Genomic DNA, 14277 nt, shown 5'->3' with positions numbered 1-14277 from the left:
CGTCCCGCAAGTGGCGCCGGTTTTGTTTTTTCTGGAGTGAGGCCATGACGGGCCGTAGCGTCGGCGACGTGTCGCCGCAGAGTTTCCATTTCGACGAGCCGCTGCCGCTGCGCAGCGGTGCCAGCCTGCCGGCCTACGACCTGATGGTCGAGACCTACGGCCAGCTCAATGCCGAGCGCAGCAACGCGGTGCTGGTTTGCCATGCGCTGAACGCCAGCCACCACGTGGCCGGCACCTACCCCGGTCAGGCGAAGAGCGAGGGCTGGTGGGACAACCTGATCGGCCCCGGCAAGGCGCTGGACACCGACAAGTTCTTCGTCATCGGCGTCAACAACCTCGGCTCCTGCTTCGGTTCCACCGGCCCCATGCACGTGAACCCCGCGACCGGCCGCGCGTGGGGGGCGGACTTCCCGGTCGTGACCGTGCAGGACTGGGTGGACGCGCAGGCCCGCGTGGTGGAGCGCTTCGGCATCCTGAAGCTGGCTGCCGTGCTGGGCGGTTCTTTGGGCGGCATGCAGGCGCTGGACTGGGCACTGCGCTACCCGGAGCGCGTGGGCCACTGCATCGCCATCGCGACGGCGCCCAACTTGTCGGCGCAGAACATCGCCTTCAACGAGGTGGCGCGTCGCGCCATCGTCACTGACCCCGACTTCCATGGCGGCCACTTCTACGAGCACGGCGTGGTGCCCAAGCGCGGCCTGCGCGTGGCGCGCATGATCGGCCACATCACCTACCTGTCCGACGACGTCATGGCCGAGAAGTTCGGCCGGGAGCTGAAGACCGGCGCTCTGGGCTATTCGACGCAGGACATCGAGTTCCAGATCGAGAGCTACCTGCGGTACCAGGGCGACAAGTTCAGCGACTATTTCGACGCCAACACCTACCTGCTCATCACGCGCGCGCTGGACTACTTCGATCCAGCTTCCGAGCACGGGGGTGACCTGACGCGGGCGTTCGCCACGGCGCGTGCCAAGTTCCTCATCGCCAGCTTCACGACCGATTGGCGTTTCTCGCCTGAGCGCTCGCGCGAGATCGTCAAGGCCCTGCTGGACAACCGGCTGGACGTCACGTATGCCGAGATCGACGCGCCGCACGGCCACGATGCCTTCCTGCTGGAGGACCCGCGCTACCACGGCGTGCTGGGCGCCTACTTCGAGCGCATCGCCGGCAACCTGTGCCCGGCGGCGGCCCGGCCGCTGCAGATCAAAGGGGTGGCGGTATGAGCTTCGATCCCGCCATCGCGGCGCTGGTGCCGCCTGGATCACGCGTGCTGGATCTGGGCTGCGGCACCGGCGAGCTGCTGGAGCACCTCATCAAGCACAAGGGCTGCACCGGCTACGGCGTGGAGCTGGACGACGCCAACCTGCTGGCAGGCGTGAAGCGTGGCGTCAACATCATCCAGCGCAACCTGGAAGAAGGCCTGTCCATCTTCGAGGACCAGAGCTTCGACGTCGTGCTGCAGCTGGAGACGCTGCAGCACCTGCGCAATGCCGAGCAGATGCTGAAGGAGACGGCGCGCGTGGGCAAGATAGGCATCGTCAGCTTCCCCAACTTCGCACACTGGCGCAACCGCCTGCAGGTGTTGGTGGGCCGCATGCCTGTCACGAAGGCCTTGCCCTACCAGTGGTACGACACGCCCAACATCCGCGTCGGCACGCATGCCGACTTCGGCGTGCTGGCGCGCAAGAACCGACTCAAGATCCTCGACAGCTTCGGCCTGCAGGACGGCCAGGTGGTGCGCACGCTGCCCAACCTGATGGCCAGCGTGGCGGTGTTCAAGTTCGAGCGGGAGTGAAGTCCCCCGCCCGGGATCGCCCCTGCTGAACGCTGGCGATCCCCGTCGGTCCCCCGAGGGACGGATGCTCCCGGCATCGATCCGCTCGCACATCGCCAGACGGGCCGGCTTGGTGAACTGGAGTCGGACACACGCAGTCCCTGCGGACTGCTTGTGCCTACGACAGGCCAGGGGCCTCGGGCCCTTGGTGGCCCGGCGCTCTGCCCGATAGGAGCCCGACGCCCTCGATTCGCGGTTGATCTCAGGCCGACTTCTTGTGCCCCTTCTTGGCGTGCTTCTTGTGCTTCTTGTGTTTGTTGGCCCTGGCGACCTTCTTTTTGCCGGCCTTGGCCTGCACGGCGCTGCTGAGCTGGCTGCCGTCGTGATGCGGGGCGGTGCGCGCCTGCGCGGCGGGAGCGGCGAGGGCGATGGCCAGTGTGGCCGCGATGAGCAAGGTCTTCATGCAGGACTCCTTCGGCAGATGCGACGACGGTAGCGCGTGAAACTGTCGGTCCGCAGTCTGACCACTGGCGGCGTCGCGTGCCTTGGCGCCGCGTTCGGCGGCGTGCCAGCGGCACCTGGATTGAGCCCCACGGATCTCCGGGCAGGGAGTCGGCCGCGCTCATCGTGCACTGCTGTTGCTGGAGATTCCGGCATACCAACGGCAGGCGCTGGGCGACACGTAACGCGGGTGGGAGCACCCCTGCGCTCAACTCCCTTGGCGCACCACATGCCCATCGTCCGTGCGCTCGTCGTCTTTGAATATGCCCTCCCACCGGTCCCCGGTGGGCCAGTGGAAGACGCCAGCGCCGTGCTTCAGGCCGCGTGACCACGCGCCCTCGTAGCGCTCGCCGCTCTTCCACGCGTAGTGGCCGTTGCCGTGCGCCTTGCCGTCGGCAAACGTGCCCTCGTAGATGTCGCCGCCCGGGAACACCATGCGACCGCGGCCATGCGGCAGGCCGGCCAGCAGCTGGCCTTCGTACGCGTTGCCGTTGGCGAAGCGCATGCGGCCCTCGCCCTGTGGCTTGTCGTCCACCCAGTCGCCTTCGTAGCGCTGGCCGCTGACCCACACGTAGCTGCCCTTGCCGTGCGGCAGCCCGCGGCGGATCTGTCCGGTGTAGATGTCGCCGGACGCGTAGGTCAGTTTGCCCGTACCCTCGGGCTGGCCGTCCACCAGCGAGCCCTCGAACCGGTTGCCGTTGGCGAACACCATCAGGCCCTGGCCGGTGGCGCGGTCGCTGACCCAGTCGCCCTTGTAGCGCTGGCCGGTGGCCCAGCGGATCTCGCCGACGCCGTTGCGCGCGCTGCGCGTCAGCGGGCCTTCGTAGACATCGCCGTTCTTCCATTCGACGCGGCCCGTGCCGGTCACCGTGTCGTCGGCTTCGCGGACGAACCGGCCCACGTAGCGCGTGTCGCCGGCCGTGCGGTCGAACAGAGGCGGTTCTGCGGCCGGTGTGGCCGGCAGCGGCACGACGGGTGTGGCGGCGGCCTGGCGCAGCGGCGGCGCGGCCGCGGTTGGCAAGGCGGTCGTGGTGGTGGCTGCGGCTGCGAGGGCCGGTGCCGTGGCCAGGGCGGCTGCGGCCGGCGACGGCGTGGCCGGCTTGAGGGCCGCTGCAGCAACGGCCGTGGTGGCTGCAGGCAGCCGGGGCCTGGGCGTCGCCCCGGGCAACGCGGTGGCCACCCAGGGCGTGCCGCGCTCGCGGGCCAGCGCCTGGGCGTTGTTCAGCGCCAGGTCTTGCGCGCTGCCCTTGCACAAGCCGGCCGCGTCGCGCCACAGCGTCTCGGCGATCTGGCTCTGCGTCTGGCGTTCGGCCAGCGGCAGCGCGGCGCCGGTGTTGCGCAGCTTGGTGGAGAACTCCCGCGCGCGGTCGAACGGCGGCGCGCAGAACTCGGCGTTGTGTCCGTCGATCTCGCTTTGCTCGCGGCGACGCTGCGCGGTCTGCTGCTGGCTCCCGCTGCACTGTTCGGCGGCCAGTTCCCACATGCCCTCGGCCTTGCGGTACAGGCTGGCCGCGTCGCCGAAGCGGCGCTCGCCGAACGCGTTGCGTGCCAGCTCCTGCAGCGCGCCGGCGTCGCGGTGGGCGCCTTCGCACTGGCTGCCGGCCTGCAGCTTCTCGGCCAGCGCGTCGTGCGCCTTCTGGCTGTCGGCCAGGTTGCGCTGGGCGCGGTCGCGCGCGCGGCCGTCGCAGGCCGTGATGGCCGCGCCCCACTGGGCCACGGCCGCGTCGTGCAGCTGGACCTGGGCCTGCAGCGGCTGGTGCTGCGACTGCGCGGTGGCGGCCTTCAGGTCGGCGGACAGCGCACGGCTGGTCAGCTGCGCACAGCTGGGCGGCGGCGGCGCGGGCGCGGCCTGCGGCTCGGGTGCGGAGGCCTCAGGTGCGGAGGCCGCGGGTTCGGGCGGCGGGATCTGCGCCACGGCGGTGGCCGCGGCGATCAACAGCAGGGCAGGGGCAAACTTCATGGTTTCTTGCGGGCGCCGCTTTCGGCAGGCATGTCCAACAGGGCGTCCACCAGGCCGCGCGAGAAACGGCCAGCGCCCGGGTCGTCGGGGTTGTCGAAGGAGAAGCGGGTCTGTGCCGAGGCCAGCGGCATCGCACCGATCTCGGCAATCAACGCGTCGGCGCGCAAGCCGCCGAGGATGGCCGTCACCTCGGCCTCGAAGCCGCGGGCGGCTGCCACCTGGTTCAGCGCGGCCAAGCGCTCGGCGTCGAACACCATCGAGTTGGCGGCCAGGCTGCGCTGCACCAGCTTGTGGTGCAGCGTGAAGCCGGCCAGCGGCGGCGCACCCAGCGCGGCCATGCGCGTGAAGGCCCAGGCGTCGGCGCGTTCGAAAGCCGTCGCTGCGATGCGCGAGATGCCGCTCAGCGAGCCGCGGTTGGCGGCCGCCGCCTGCATCACGTCGAGCACCTGCTGGCGCGTCAGCTGCTGCGCGGCGTCGACCAGGCCTTCGCGCAGTCGCTGCATTGCCAGCGCGCGGCCCTGCTCGATGAGCTGGTTCTTCAGGTACTCGCTGGCCACGTTGGCCGCGGCGCTCTTGGCGGCGCTCAGGGCGGCATCAGCCGCCAGCGCGGCGGCCTTCACGCCCGAGGCCAGCGTGGCGAGGTTGTAGAGCGTGCCGGCAATCTTGACCGCGTAGTGGTAGGTCTTCATGCGCGCGCCGCCCTCCTCGGACAGCCCCTGCGTCCACAGCACCAGCCACAGCGCCTCGTCGGGCGTGGGCTCGGCCAGCGTGACCTCCAGCGGGTGCAGGCTCAGCAGCCAGTGGTAGTCCTGCATTTGCGGCGTGCTGGGCGGCGCAAAGCGCGTGTAGCCGCGGCAGACCTCGAAGGGCTGGATCTGCACCGCCTTGCCTGCCGTGGTGCCGACGTTGAAGGGCTTGCCGGCGTCGCGCGCCTCGGCCAGCCACGCCAGCAGCTTCTCGCCGTCGTCGCTGGTCTGGCCGGCGACATGGTTGAGCCGCGTGCCCGTGGGCAGCGGCGAGTCGGTCGTGGCGGCGATGACGGTCAGGCGTTCGTCCACCTGCAGCGCGCGCATCCAGGCGACGCGGTCGTCTGTGCTCCAGCCCTCGCTGGTGGCGACGGCGAAGGGCAGCTCCCACTGCTTGTCGCAAACCTTGTCCTGCAGCGCCGCGCTGCGAGCGATGGCGGGGCGGATCAGGCGCTCGCCGGCGCCGTACGCACGCATGCCGGCGAGCAGGGTCTCGTCGACCTTGCGGCCGTCGTCGATGGTGAACTTGGGACCAGAGGCGCAGCCGGCGAGCAGCAGGGCGGCCAGCAACAGCAGCAGAAGACGCATGCGGCGAGCCTACGTTCAGCACGTGCCGGTCGGGCCGTCGTTTTCCCCGATCCGGCGTCGCCGCTGCGGCCAGGCGTGCTTAGGTCACGTCGAGCGACTGCGGGTCTGCGGCGCTGCACACACGGTTGCGGCCCTCGGCCTTGGCGCGGTAGAGGGCGCGGTCGGCATCGCGGTAGAGCGTGTCCAGGTCGGCGATGCGGCGGGCCTCGACCCAGGCCAGGCCGAAGCTGGACGTCACGTGCAGCACGACGCCGTCCGGCAGCGGAATGGGCGCGTCGGCCAGCGTTTGGCGCAGCCGTTCGGCCAGCTGGCGGGCTTCGCTGGCGCGGCAGTCCACCGCCAGCAGGATGAACTCCTCGCCGCCGTGGCGGGCCAGCAGCTCGCCCTGGCGCACATGGCCGCGCGCGATGTCGGCCACCGCCCGCAGGGCGGCATCGCCGGCCGGGTGGCCGTGCTGGTCGTTGATGCGCTTGAAATGATCCAGGTCGAACACGATCAGGGCCACCGGCCAACCATGGCGGCGCGCCTGCGCCAGCAGCCCGGCCGCCTGCTCGGTGAAGGCGCGTCGGTTCAGCAGACCGGTCAGGAAATCGGTGTCGCTGGCATGGCGCAGCTGGGCAATGAGCTGCTCCCGCTCGGCCTCCAGCTCGCGACGGCGCTGCGTGGCGGCCTGCAGTGCCACCACGGCGCGCTTCATGTCGCCGATCTCGTCGTCGCGCACCACCCGGGCCAGCGCGCGCGCCGGCAGGTCGCGCCCTTCCATGACGGCGTTCATGGCGCGCGTGATGCGCAGCAACGGCTGCAGCACGCGGCGGCGGATCAGCAGGAACACGGCCAGCTCGATGCACAGCACCGCCAGGCCCAGGCCGGCGTTGATGGCCATGCGCGTGCGCGCGTCGGCCACGCGCTGGCGGGCCGCGTCGCGCGCGGCGCTGAACATCGTGTCGCGCAGCTCCACGATGCTCTTCATAGGCGGCACGTAGCGGGCCACGAACGAGGCCGAGTCCACGCCATAGTCGTTGCCGGCCAGGCCGCGTTCGGTCAGCACGGCGATGAAGGGCAGGTCGGTGCCGAAGTACTGCGCCTCCATCTTGGCGATGGCTGCCTGCAGCGGTGCCTCGGCGCGGCTGGCGCGGGCCTGCAGGCTGATGAGCTTGCGCAGCTGCTCGATGCGGCCCGTCAGCAGCGGGATCTCGCGCTGCTCCTCGCGGCCCAGCGCGAGGCCGGTGGCCAGCGGGGTCGTGAACTGCGAGCCCAGCCGGCCGGCGTACTCGCGCAGCTCGGCCGCATAGCGCGCGCCGACCAGCGGCATCGCCAGCTCCGGGTAGATGGCTTCGGCGGCGGCAGATTGCGTCGTCACGCCGGCCAGCACCGTGTCGATGACGGCGAACATCAGGTCGATGGGCGCGCGCGTGAGGCGCTGGCCGGGCGCGCTGCGCTGCGCATGCGGCAGCGCGGCGACGCGGTCGACCTCGGCGCGGGCGCGGTCCAGCTGCTGGCGGGCCTGCGCCAGCTGCGCGCGGGCGGACAGCGAGGCCGGGTCGGTGGAGTCCCCCAGCGCGGCCAGCGCCTCGTCAAATGACGCGTCGGTGATGCGGCGGAACTCCTGCAGCCGCGCGCGCTTGGCCGGGTCGGCGGGCTGCGTGTCGTTCAGCACCGGAATGGCCGGGCCGCGCTCGGCCGACGCCTTCTCGGCCACCTTCATGCCCAGGTAGGCACGCTGCATGGCCGCCAGGCCCAGCTCGGCCGCGGCCACCTGGCGCCAGTCGGCCCAGACTGAGCGCAGCAGCAGGGCGGAAACCAGCGCCAGCAACAGGCCGGTGGTCAGCAGGAACAGGCGGGTCAGGCGCATGAGGTGACGTGTGACGGCGCATTATGGGAGCGCCTAAACTCATTGGCCGTCCACAGGCGCGCCACGAGCGCACCGACAGGAGTACGCCATGAACGCACGAGATCCCCACCTGCCCCTGCAAGCCGACGAAGCGACCGCGCTTGGGGCCTTTGCCGAACGTGTCTGGGACGAGGAGATCGTCCCGGCGCTGACCGACTACATCGCCATTCCGGCCAAGAGCCCGATGTTCGATGCCGACTGGGCCGCCAACGGCCACATCGACAAGGTGCTGACGCAGGCCGCCGCGTGGGTCGAGAGCAAGAAGGTCGCCGGGCTCAAGCTGGAGGTCATCCGCATCCCCGGCCGCACGCCGGTGATCTTCTTCGAGGTGCCGTCCACCAAGGCCGGTTCGCAAGACACGGTGGTTGTTTACGGCCACCTGGACAAGCAGCCCGAGTTCAGCGGCTGGCGCAACGACCTCGGTCCGTGGACGCCCAAGTACGAAAACGGCCTGCTGTACGGGCGTGGCGGTGCGGACGATGGCTACGCGGTCTACGCGTCGCTGACAGCCATCATGGCGCTCGACCAGCAGGGCATCCCGCGCCCGCGCTGCGTGGGGCTGATCGAGACCTGCGAGGAAAGCGGCTCCTTCGACCTGCCAGCCTACCTGGACCTGCTGAAGCCCCGCCTGGGCAATGTGTCGCTGGTGGTGTGCCTGGACTCCGGCGCCGGCAGCTACGACCAGCTGTGGCTCACCACCTCGCTGCGCGGCATGGTGTCGGGCGTGCTGAAGGTCGAGGTGCTGACCGAGGGCATCCACAGCGGCGACGCGTCGGGTGCCGTGCCGTCGAGCTTCCGCATCCTGCGCCAGGTGCTGGACCGGCTGGAGGACAGCAAGACCGGCCGCCTGCTGCCGGACAGTTTCCACTGCGAAATCCCGGGCGTGCGCCTGGAGCAGGCGCAGGCGACCGCGGCCATCCTGAAGGACGAGGTCTACAAGCGCATGCCCTGGGCCTGTGGCGCGGACGGCGGCCCGGTGCTGCCGGTGACGGACGACCCAGTCGAGGTGCTGCTGAACCGCACCTGGCGGCCGACGCTGTCGGTGGTGGGCGCCGACGGCTTCCCCGAGCTGAAGAACGCCGGGAATGTGCTGCGGCCGTACACGGCCTTCAAGCTCAGCCTTCGCCTGCCACCGCTGGTGGACGGCAACGAGGCGGCGCTGAAGCTGAAGGCGCTGCTCGAAGACAACGCACCCTACAACGCCAAGGTCACGTTCACGCCCGACGGCCGCGCCGGTGCCTACGGCGCGACGGGCTGGAACACGCCCGACCTGTCGCCGTGGCTCAGCCAGGCGCTGAACGACGCCAGCCAGGCGCACTTCGGCGCGCCGGTGGGCTACATCGGCCAGGGCGGCACCATCCCTCTGATGAGCATGTTGCAGAAGGGCTTTCCGAGCGCGCAGATGATGGTCTGCGGCGTGCTGGGCCCCAAGAGCAACGCGCACGGCCCCAACGAGTTCCTGCATGTGCCCTACGGCAAGCGACTCACCGCCGCCGTCGCGCAGGTCATGGCAGCGCATCCCTGAACGACGAGGAGATGGACCAGCTCCGCGCGATCCGCGTTTTCGTCCGCGTCATCGACGAAGGCAGCTTCGCCGGCGCCGCGCGGGCTCTGGACCTGGCGCCCGCCGTCGTCACACGCCTGGTGGCCGAGCTGGAGGACCACCTGGGCACGCGGCTGCTGAACCGCACGACGCGGCGGCTGTCGCTGACCGAGATCGGCGAGGCCTACCTGGAGCGCGCGCGGCGCATCCTCTCCGACGTGGACGAGGCGGCGGCGCTGGCCGCCTCCGCCACGCAGGAGGTGCGCGGCCTGCTGCGCGTGCTGTGCCCGCCGGCCATCGCCGTGCACCAGCTGGCCAAGCACCTGCCGGCTTTTCACCGCGACTACCCGCACGTGACGCTGGAAATCACGTCGCCGGGCCCGGTGGACACCGTGGACGACAGCTATGACCTGACCCTCTGGCAGGCGCGCGAACCGCTGGACGGCGACTTCGTGGCACGCCGGCTGGCGCGCAGCGAGTTCATCCTGTGCGCGTCGCCCGACTACCTGGACCGGCGCGGCCGGCCCGAGCATCCGCACGACCTGAAGCAGCACGATGCGCTGGTGCCGCCCACGGCCGCGATGGCGCGCGGCCTGACGCTGCAGCGCGGCGACGGCAGCGAAGAGATCACGCTGCCCATGCTGCCGAGCCGCGCGACGCTGTCGACCACGCACATGGACACCAATTACGCCGCCGCCCTGCACGGCCTGGGCATCGCCGGCCTGCCCAGCTTCATGGTCGAGGACGCGCTGCTGGAGCAGGCGCTGGAGCGCGTGATGCCCCAGTGGCGGCTGTTCAGCATCACGCTGTGGGCCGGCATGCCCACGCGCAAGTACGTGCCGGCGCGCACGCGCGCCTTCCTGGACTTCCTGCTGCAGATCTTCGGCGGCGAGGACAGGGACCCGTGGCTGGTGGCAGCGGGCTGCGCGACGCGGTCCTGAGGACTACCGCAGGCTGAAGCCCAGGTCGAAGAACTCGGGGTAGCGCGCTTCCATCGCCCGCTTCAGAAACCCGAGGGCGACATAGCGCGCCGAGATCTTGGCGATGCGGGCGAGCAGCCGGCGCTCTTCGGGGTGCCCTTGGCCCAGCAGCGCCAGGTGGTGCCTCATCGCGCTCCACTCAATGCGCCGCCAGTACTCGCCGAAGTCGGCGGCCGATTCTTCATCGAGGAGCCCGGCCGCGCGGCAGTCTTGCCAGTGGCGCACGGCCCAGTCGATTTCCTGCGGCTCGTCCCAGGACAGTTCGGCGGGGCGCAGCAGCGCTGCCAGTGCGTCGGTCGGGGAGCCCTGCGGGGCATCCAGCAGCAGGCGCTGCAACACCACGTCCAGGCCGGTGTCGGCGATGCGCGACATGCCCGCGCGCAGCGCGTCGGCGTCGGGCGGCTGGGGTGCGGTGGTGTCGGCCAGCAGCGCGGTGCAGGCGGCGCGCATCAGCCGGTCGTGGTCGGCGGGGCTGGCTTGCAGTGCAACGATGAGGTCGGCGGTCGGGGATGTCATGGCAGCGGGGGCTCGTGGATAATGAAATTCTAAGAAGGCGGCCCGGCAATCCACCCGGATGCGCGCGCCTGTAGCCCCCTCCTGCCGCCCGTGCCGCGCCCGCCCTCCGCCCCCCTTCCCGCTCCGCTGTCCGCCCTGATTGCCCTGGCTCTGGGTGCCTGGGGGTCGGCGCACGCCCAACAGGCCCTGCCCGACGAGGGCATGACCTTGAAGACCAGTCGCATGCTGGGCGCGCCGCTGAAGCCCGGCGCCGGCAGGCCGGCGCTGGCCATCAGCGCACGGCAGATCGCCGCGCAGACCGAGCAGCAGGCTGAGGCCGAAGGTGAGGTGGAGCTGCGCTACGGCGAGATGCTGCTGAACGCGGACAAGCTGAGCTACCGCGTCGCCGACGATTTCGCGCGGGCCGAGGGCCAGGTGCGCATCAACCACAACGGCAACATCTTCACCGGCCCGCTGCTGCAGATGTACGTGAGCCGCTTCGAGGGCGAGTTCCTCACACCCAGCTTCTACCTCGCGGCCACAGGCGGCGCGGGCAAGGCGAAGATCGTGCGCTTCCAGGACAGCGAGCACCTCAGCGCCACTGACGGCAGCTACAGCAGTTGCCCCGTGGTGGACAACCGGGAGCCGGCTTGGCAGATCACAGCGCGCGAGCTGCGCCTGGACCTGGCCGGCAACGAGGGACAGGCCGAGGGCGCGGTGCTGCGCTTCCAGGGCGTGCCCATCCTGGCCGCGCCGGCGCTGAGCTTCCCGCTCAGCTCCGCGCGCAAGTCCGGCTGGCTGCCGCCCAACATCTTCTTGGACAACCGCAGCGGCTTCGAGCTTGGCGTGCCGTACTACTGGAACATCGCGCCGCAGCGCGACGCGACCATCGCGCCGTTCGTGATGACCAAGCGCGGTGTGGGCGTGGATGGTGAGTTCCGCTACCTGGAGCCCGGCCATGCCGGCCAGATCAACATCGGCCTCCTGCCCAAGGATCGCGTCTTCGGCGATTCGCGCTGGTCGCTGCGGCTGGCCAATGACGGCCGGCTGGGCGACTGGCGCTACCGGCTCAACAGCGAGCGCGTGTCCGACGACGATTACTGGAAGGACTTGTCGCGTCGCGTCGAGAGCCAGACGCCGCGGCTGCTCCCCAGCGATTTCCGGCTGGCCCGCCAGCGCGAGCTGTCCTGGGGCGTCATCGACACCTATGCGCGGCTGCAGCACTGGCAGACGCTGCAGGGCACGGACGCGCTGGCGCAGTTCGATTCGCCCTACCAGCGCAGCCCCCAGTTGGGTGTGCGCGTGACGACGGCGGCCGACGAGGCAGTGCTGGATAGCTTCCGGCCCTGGGGCCGCAAGGCGCGGCTGGAAGGCAGCCTGGAGCTGGAATACAACCGCTTTGATCTGCCAGGCTCGGCGCTGCCGGCCCAGGCACGCGGCGGCCAGCGAATGCATGCGCTGGGCCATGTGGCCGCGCCGGTCGGTGGTGAAGGCTGGTGGTTCATCCCGCGAGTGGCCGTCAACGCCGCGGCGTACGACCTGGACCGCGCGCTGGACGACGGTCGGCGCCGCGTGAACCGCGTCATCCCGACGTTCAGCATCGACCACGGCTGGGTGTTCGAGCGCGACACCAAGCTGTTCGGCCGCGCGATGCGCCAGAGCCTGGAGCCGCGCCTGCTGTACGTGAACACGCCGTACCGCGAGCAGCTCAGCCTGCCCAACTTCGACGCCGCGCCTAAGGATTTCAACTTCGACTCCATCTATACCGACAACCAGTTCTCGGGCGTTGACCGGGTGTCGGACCTGCACTCGCTGAGCTTTGGCGCCACCAGCCGCTGGATCAGCGCGTCGCAGGGCGGGGAAGTCCTGCGCGTGGGCGCGGTGCAGCGCGTGCTGTTCCGCGACCAGCGCGTCACGCCTGACGGCCAGCCGGTCACGCAGCGTTTTTCCGACCTGCTGCTGGCTGCGGCTGCGCAACTGGACGAACGCTGGTGGGCCGAGAGCACGCTGCAGCTGAACCCGGAAACCAGCCGCTTCGAGCGCTCGGTCGTGCGGGCGCGCTACTCGCCGGGGCCGTACAAGACGGTCAGCGTGGCCTACCGTCTGGCACGGGCGCAGAGCGAGCAGGTCGAGTTCGCGTGGCAATGGCCGATCTACGGCACGCCGGTCACGCAGCGCGGCGCCAACGGCCAGAGCTGCGGCGGCGCCTGGTACAGCGCTGGGCGCGTGCAGTATTCGCTGCGCGACAAGCGCCTGACCGACTCGGTGGCCGGCTTCGAGTACGACGCCGGCTGCTGGCTGCTGCGCTTCGGCGTCGAGCGGCTGTCCACCGGCCGCGCCGAGACCAACACGCGCATGATGTTGCAGCTGGAGCTCGTCGGCCTGTCCCAGCTCGGCTCCAATGCCCTGAAAGTCTTGAAGGACAATGTGCCCGGTTACCGCAGGCTGAGCTCCGACCGCTCGGCGAGTTCAGATTTCCTACCATGATCCATCGCCTCGCTCCCTCCATCCTTGCCGTGACGCTGGCCCTGGCCGCCTTCAACGCCGCCGCCCAGACGCCCACGCTGCAGCCGGGGGACTACATCGCCGCGGTCGTCAATCAGGACGTCGTGGCTGCCAGCGAGGTCGTCCAGCGCACCGAGCGGCTGCGCCAGGAGGCACGCCAGCGTGGCGAGGCCATGCCCGAGACGGCCGGCCTGCGCAAGCAGGCGCTGGAGGCGCTGATCGAAGAGCGTGTGCAGATCACGCATGCGCGCGAGAACGGCAGCCGTGTTGACGAGGCGGAGCTGGACCGCGTGGTCGCCAACGTGGCGGCGCAGAACAAGCTGACGATGGCCCAGTTGCGCGAGCGGCTCAAGCAGGACGGCACCGACTACAAAAGCTTCCGCGAGAACCTGCGCGACCAGATGATGACCGAGCGCGTGCGCGAGCGCGAAGTGCAGGGCCGCATCAAGGTCACCGACACGGAGATTGACGCCTGGCTGGACAAGCGCCGTGCCGCGCTGGAGCAGAGCGGCCAGATCAACCTGGCCCAGGTGCTGGTGCCGGTGCCCGACGGAGCGGCGGAAAGTCTCGTGGCCGAGCGCCGTGCCAAGGCCGAAGCGGCGCTGGCGCGCGTCCTGGCGGGTGAGGACTTCGCCAAGGTTGCACGTGAGGTGTCCGAGGACGGCAACAAGGCGCGCGGCGGCGAGATCGGCCTGCGTCCCGCCGACCGCCTGCCCGATGTTTTCGTCAACGCCGTCAAGAACCTGAAGACGGGCCAGGTCGCGCCGACGCTGCTGCGCACGGGCGCGGGCTTTCACGTGCTGAAGGTCATCGAGCGCCAGGGCTCCGCGTCGTTGAACCAGACGCTGCAGACGCACGCACGCCACATCCTGCTGCGGCCGTCGGCCCAGCTGACCGCGGAGGTCGCCACGCGCCGGCTGGCCGAGTACAAGCGCCAGATTGAGGCCGGCCAGGCCAAGTTCGAGGACATCGCCAAGGCCAACTCCGAGGACGGCAGCGCCGAGGCCGGGGGCGACCTGGGCTGGATGGGCGCGGGCGGCTTCGTACCGGAGTTCGAGGAAGCGATGAACGCACTGCCGCTGAACGGCATCTCCGGGCCGGTGGTGTCGCGCTTTGGCGTGCACCTGATCCAGGTGCTGGAGCGCCGCTCCGTCGACGTCGACCCGAAGCAGCTGCGGGAGCAGGCTCGCGGCGCGCTGCGCGAGCAGAAGTACGACGAAGCCTACAAGGAGTGGGTCACGGACCTGCGCGCCAAGGCGTTCGTTGAGGTGCGCGAGTGGCTGGATTGACGCAC

At 70.4% G+C, this 14277-nt stretch carries 11 protein-coding genes; 6 read left to right on the top strand and 5 right to left on the bottom strand.

The features are described 5' to 3' along the window. Positions 1-44: 44 nt before the first annotated feature. Positions 45-1223 carry a homoserine O-succinyltransferase MetX gene (metX, locus tag ACG02S_RS09415; RefSeq protein WP_394470194.1) on the top strand — a complete coding sequence of 393 codons (1179 nt, stop codon included), beginning with the start codon at positions 45-47 and terminating at the stop codon, positions 1221-1223. Then, entirely contained in the window at positions 1220-1795 is a 576-nt protein-coding gene (metW, locus tag ACG02S_RS09410; RefSeq protein ID WP_394470193.1) for a methionine biosynthesis protein MetW, read from the top strand. The genes metX and metW overlap by 4 nt, the downstream gene beginning before the upstream one ends. A gap of 241 nt (positions 1796-2036) precedes the next feature. Here the strand turns inward: metW and ACG02S_RS09405 are convergent, their stop codons facing one another. The 4 genes from ACG02S_RS09405 to ACG02S_RS09390 all read right to left on the bottom strand — a co-directional run bounded on the left by ACG02S_RS09405 (position 2037) and on the right by ACG02S_RS09390 (position 7421). Further along, positions 2037-2237, bottom strand: coding sequence for a hypothetical protein (locus tag ACG02S_RS09405; protein WP_394470192.1), 201 nt, complete (start codon positions 2235-2237; stop codon positions 2037-2039). A gap of 246 nt (positions 2238-2483) precedes the next feature. Next, positions 2484-4235, bottom strand: coding sequence for an MORN repeat-containing protein (locus tag ACG02S_RS09400; protein ID WP_394470191.1), 1752 nt, complete (start codon positions 4233-4235; stop codon positions 2484-2486). Next, positions 4232-5569 carry a hypothetical protein gene (locus ACG02S_RS09395; RefSeq protein ID WP_394470190.1) on the bottom strand — a complete coding sequence of 446 codons (1338 nt, stop codon included), beginning with the start codon at positions 5567-5569 and terminating at the stop codon, positions 4232-4234. The genes ACG02S_RS09400 and ACG02S_RS09395 overlap by 4 nt, the downstream gene beginning before the upstream one ends. Before the next feature lie 79 nt (positions 5570-5648). After that, entirely contained in the window at positions 5649-7421 is a 1773-nt protein-coding gene (locus tag ACG02S_RS09390) for a GGDEF domain-containing protein (RefSeq protein ID WP_394470189.1), read from the bottom strand. A gap of 88 nt (positions 7422-7509) precedes the next feature. On the opposite strand from ACG02S_RS09390, the gene ACG02S_RS09385 reads away from it, so the two are divergent. Together ACG02S_RS09385 and ACG02S_RS09380 are read left to right on the top strand one after the other, a co-directional pair. Continuing rightward, positions 7510-8985 (top strand): M20 family metallopeptidase, encoded by a 1476-nt coding sequence (locus ACG02S_RS09385; RefSeq protein WP_394470188.1) that lies wholly within the window; start codon positions 7510-7512, stop codon positions 8983-8985. Between the two features lie 11 nt (positions 8986-8996). Then, a complete protein-coding gene (locus tag ACG02S_RS09380) occupies positions 8997-9944 on the top strand; it encodes a LysR family transcriptional regulator (RefSeq protein ID WP_394470187.1) in 948 nt (315 codons plus the stop codon). 3 nt (positions 9945-9947) lie between these two features. On the opposite strand, the gene ACG02S_RS09375 is transcribed toward ACG02S_RS09380, so the two are convergent. Continuing rightward, positions 9948-10499: a hypothetical protein gene (locus tag ACG02S_RS09375; protein ID WP_394470186.1), complete on the bottom strand. Its 552-nt coding sequence runs from the start codon at positions 10497-10499 to the stop codon at positions 9948-9950. A gap of 201 nt (positions 10500-10700) precedes the next feature. Here ACG02S_RS09375 and ACG02S_RS09370 point away from each other — a divergent pair, with 201 nt between their 5' ends. Beyond that, positions 10701-12965: an LPS-assembly protein LptD gene (locus ACG02S_RS09370; protein WP_394470185.1), complete on the top strand. Its 2265-nt coding sequence runs from the start codon at positions 10701-10703 to the stop codon at positions 12963-12965. After that, on the top strand, positions 12962-14272 hold the full coding sequence (locus ACG02S_RS09365; RefSeq protein ID WP_394470184.1) for a peptidylprolyl isomerase: 1311 nt from the start codon (positions 12962-12964) through the stop codon (positions 14270-14272). Before ACG02S_RS09370 ends, ACG02S_RS09365 begins: the two co-directional genes overlap by 4 nt. Positions 14273-14277 lie beyond the last annotated feature (5 nt).

Source organism: Pelomonas dachongensis (assembly GCF_043555865.1).
GTDB classification, from domain to species: domain Bacteria; phylum Pseudomonadota; class Gammaproteobacteria; order Burkholderiales; family Burkholderiaceae_C; genus Pelomonas; species Pelomonas dachongensis.
The sequence above is the reverse complement of the archived record's forward strand: the minus strand, read 5'-3'. Positions and strand labels throughout refer to the sequence as shown.

What these genes read in the sequence shown, in the direction of transcription:
- metX (WP_394470194.1), top strand. Translation starts at nt 45, where the DNA reads ATGACGGGCCGTAGCGTCGGCGACGTGTCGCCGCAGAGTTTCCATTTC.
- ACG02S_RS09390 (WP_394470189.1), bottom strand. Translation starts at nt 7,421, where the DNA reads ATGCGCCTGACCCGCCTGTTCCTGCTGACCACCGGCCTGTTGCTGGCG.
- metW (WP_394470193.1), top strand. Translation starts at nt 1,220, where the DNA reads ATGAGCTTCGATCCCGCCATCGCGGCGCTGGTGCCGCCTGGATCACGC.
- ACG02S_RS09375 (WP_394470186.1), bottom strand. Translation starts at nt 10,499, where the DNA reads ATGACATCCCCGACCGCCGACCTCATCGTTGCACTGCAAGCCAGCCCC.
- ACG02S_RS09365 (WP_394470184.1), top strand. Translation starts at nt 12,962, where the DNA reads ATGATCCATCGCCTCGCTCCCTCCATCCTTGCCGTGACGCTGGCCCTG.
- ACG02S_RS09370 (WP_394470185.1), top strand. Translation starts at nt 10,701, where the DNA reads ATGACCTTGAAGACCAGTCGCATGCTGGGCGCGCCGCTGAAGCCCGGC.
- ACG02S_RS09380 (WP_394470187.1), top strand. Translation starts at nt 8,997, where the DNA reads ATGGACCAGCTCCGCGCGATCCGCGTTTTCGTCCGCGTCATCGACGAA.
- ACG02S_RS09395 (WP_394470190.1), bottom strand. Translation starts at nt 5,569, where the DNA reads ATGCGTCTTCTGCTGCTGTTGCTGGCCGCCCTGCTGCTCGCCGGCTGC.
- ACG02S_RS09400 (WP_394470191.1), bottom strand. Translation starts at nt 4,235, where the DNA reads ATGAAGTTTGCCCCTGCCCTGCTGTTGATCGCCGCGGCCACCGCCGTG.
- ACG02S_RS09405 (WP_394470192.1), bottom strand. Translation starts at nt 2,237, where the DNA reads ATGAAGACCTTGCTCATCGCGGCCACACTGGCCATCGCCCTCGCCGCT.
- ACG02S_RS09385 (WP_394470188.1), top strand. Translation starts at nt 7,510, where the DNA reads ATGAACGCACGAGATCCCCACCTGCCCCTGCAAGCCGACGAAGCGACC.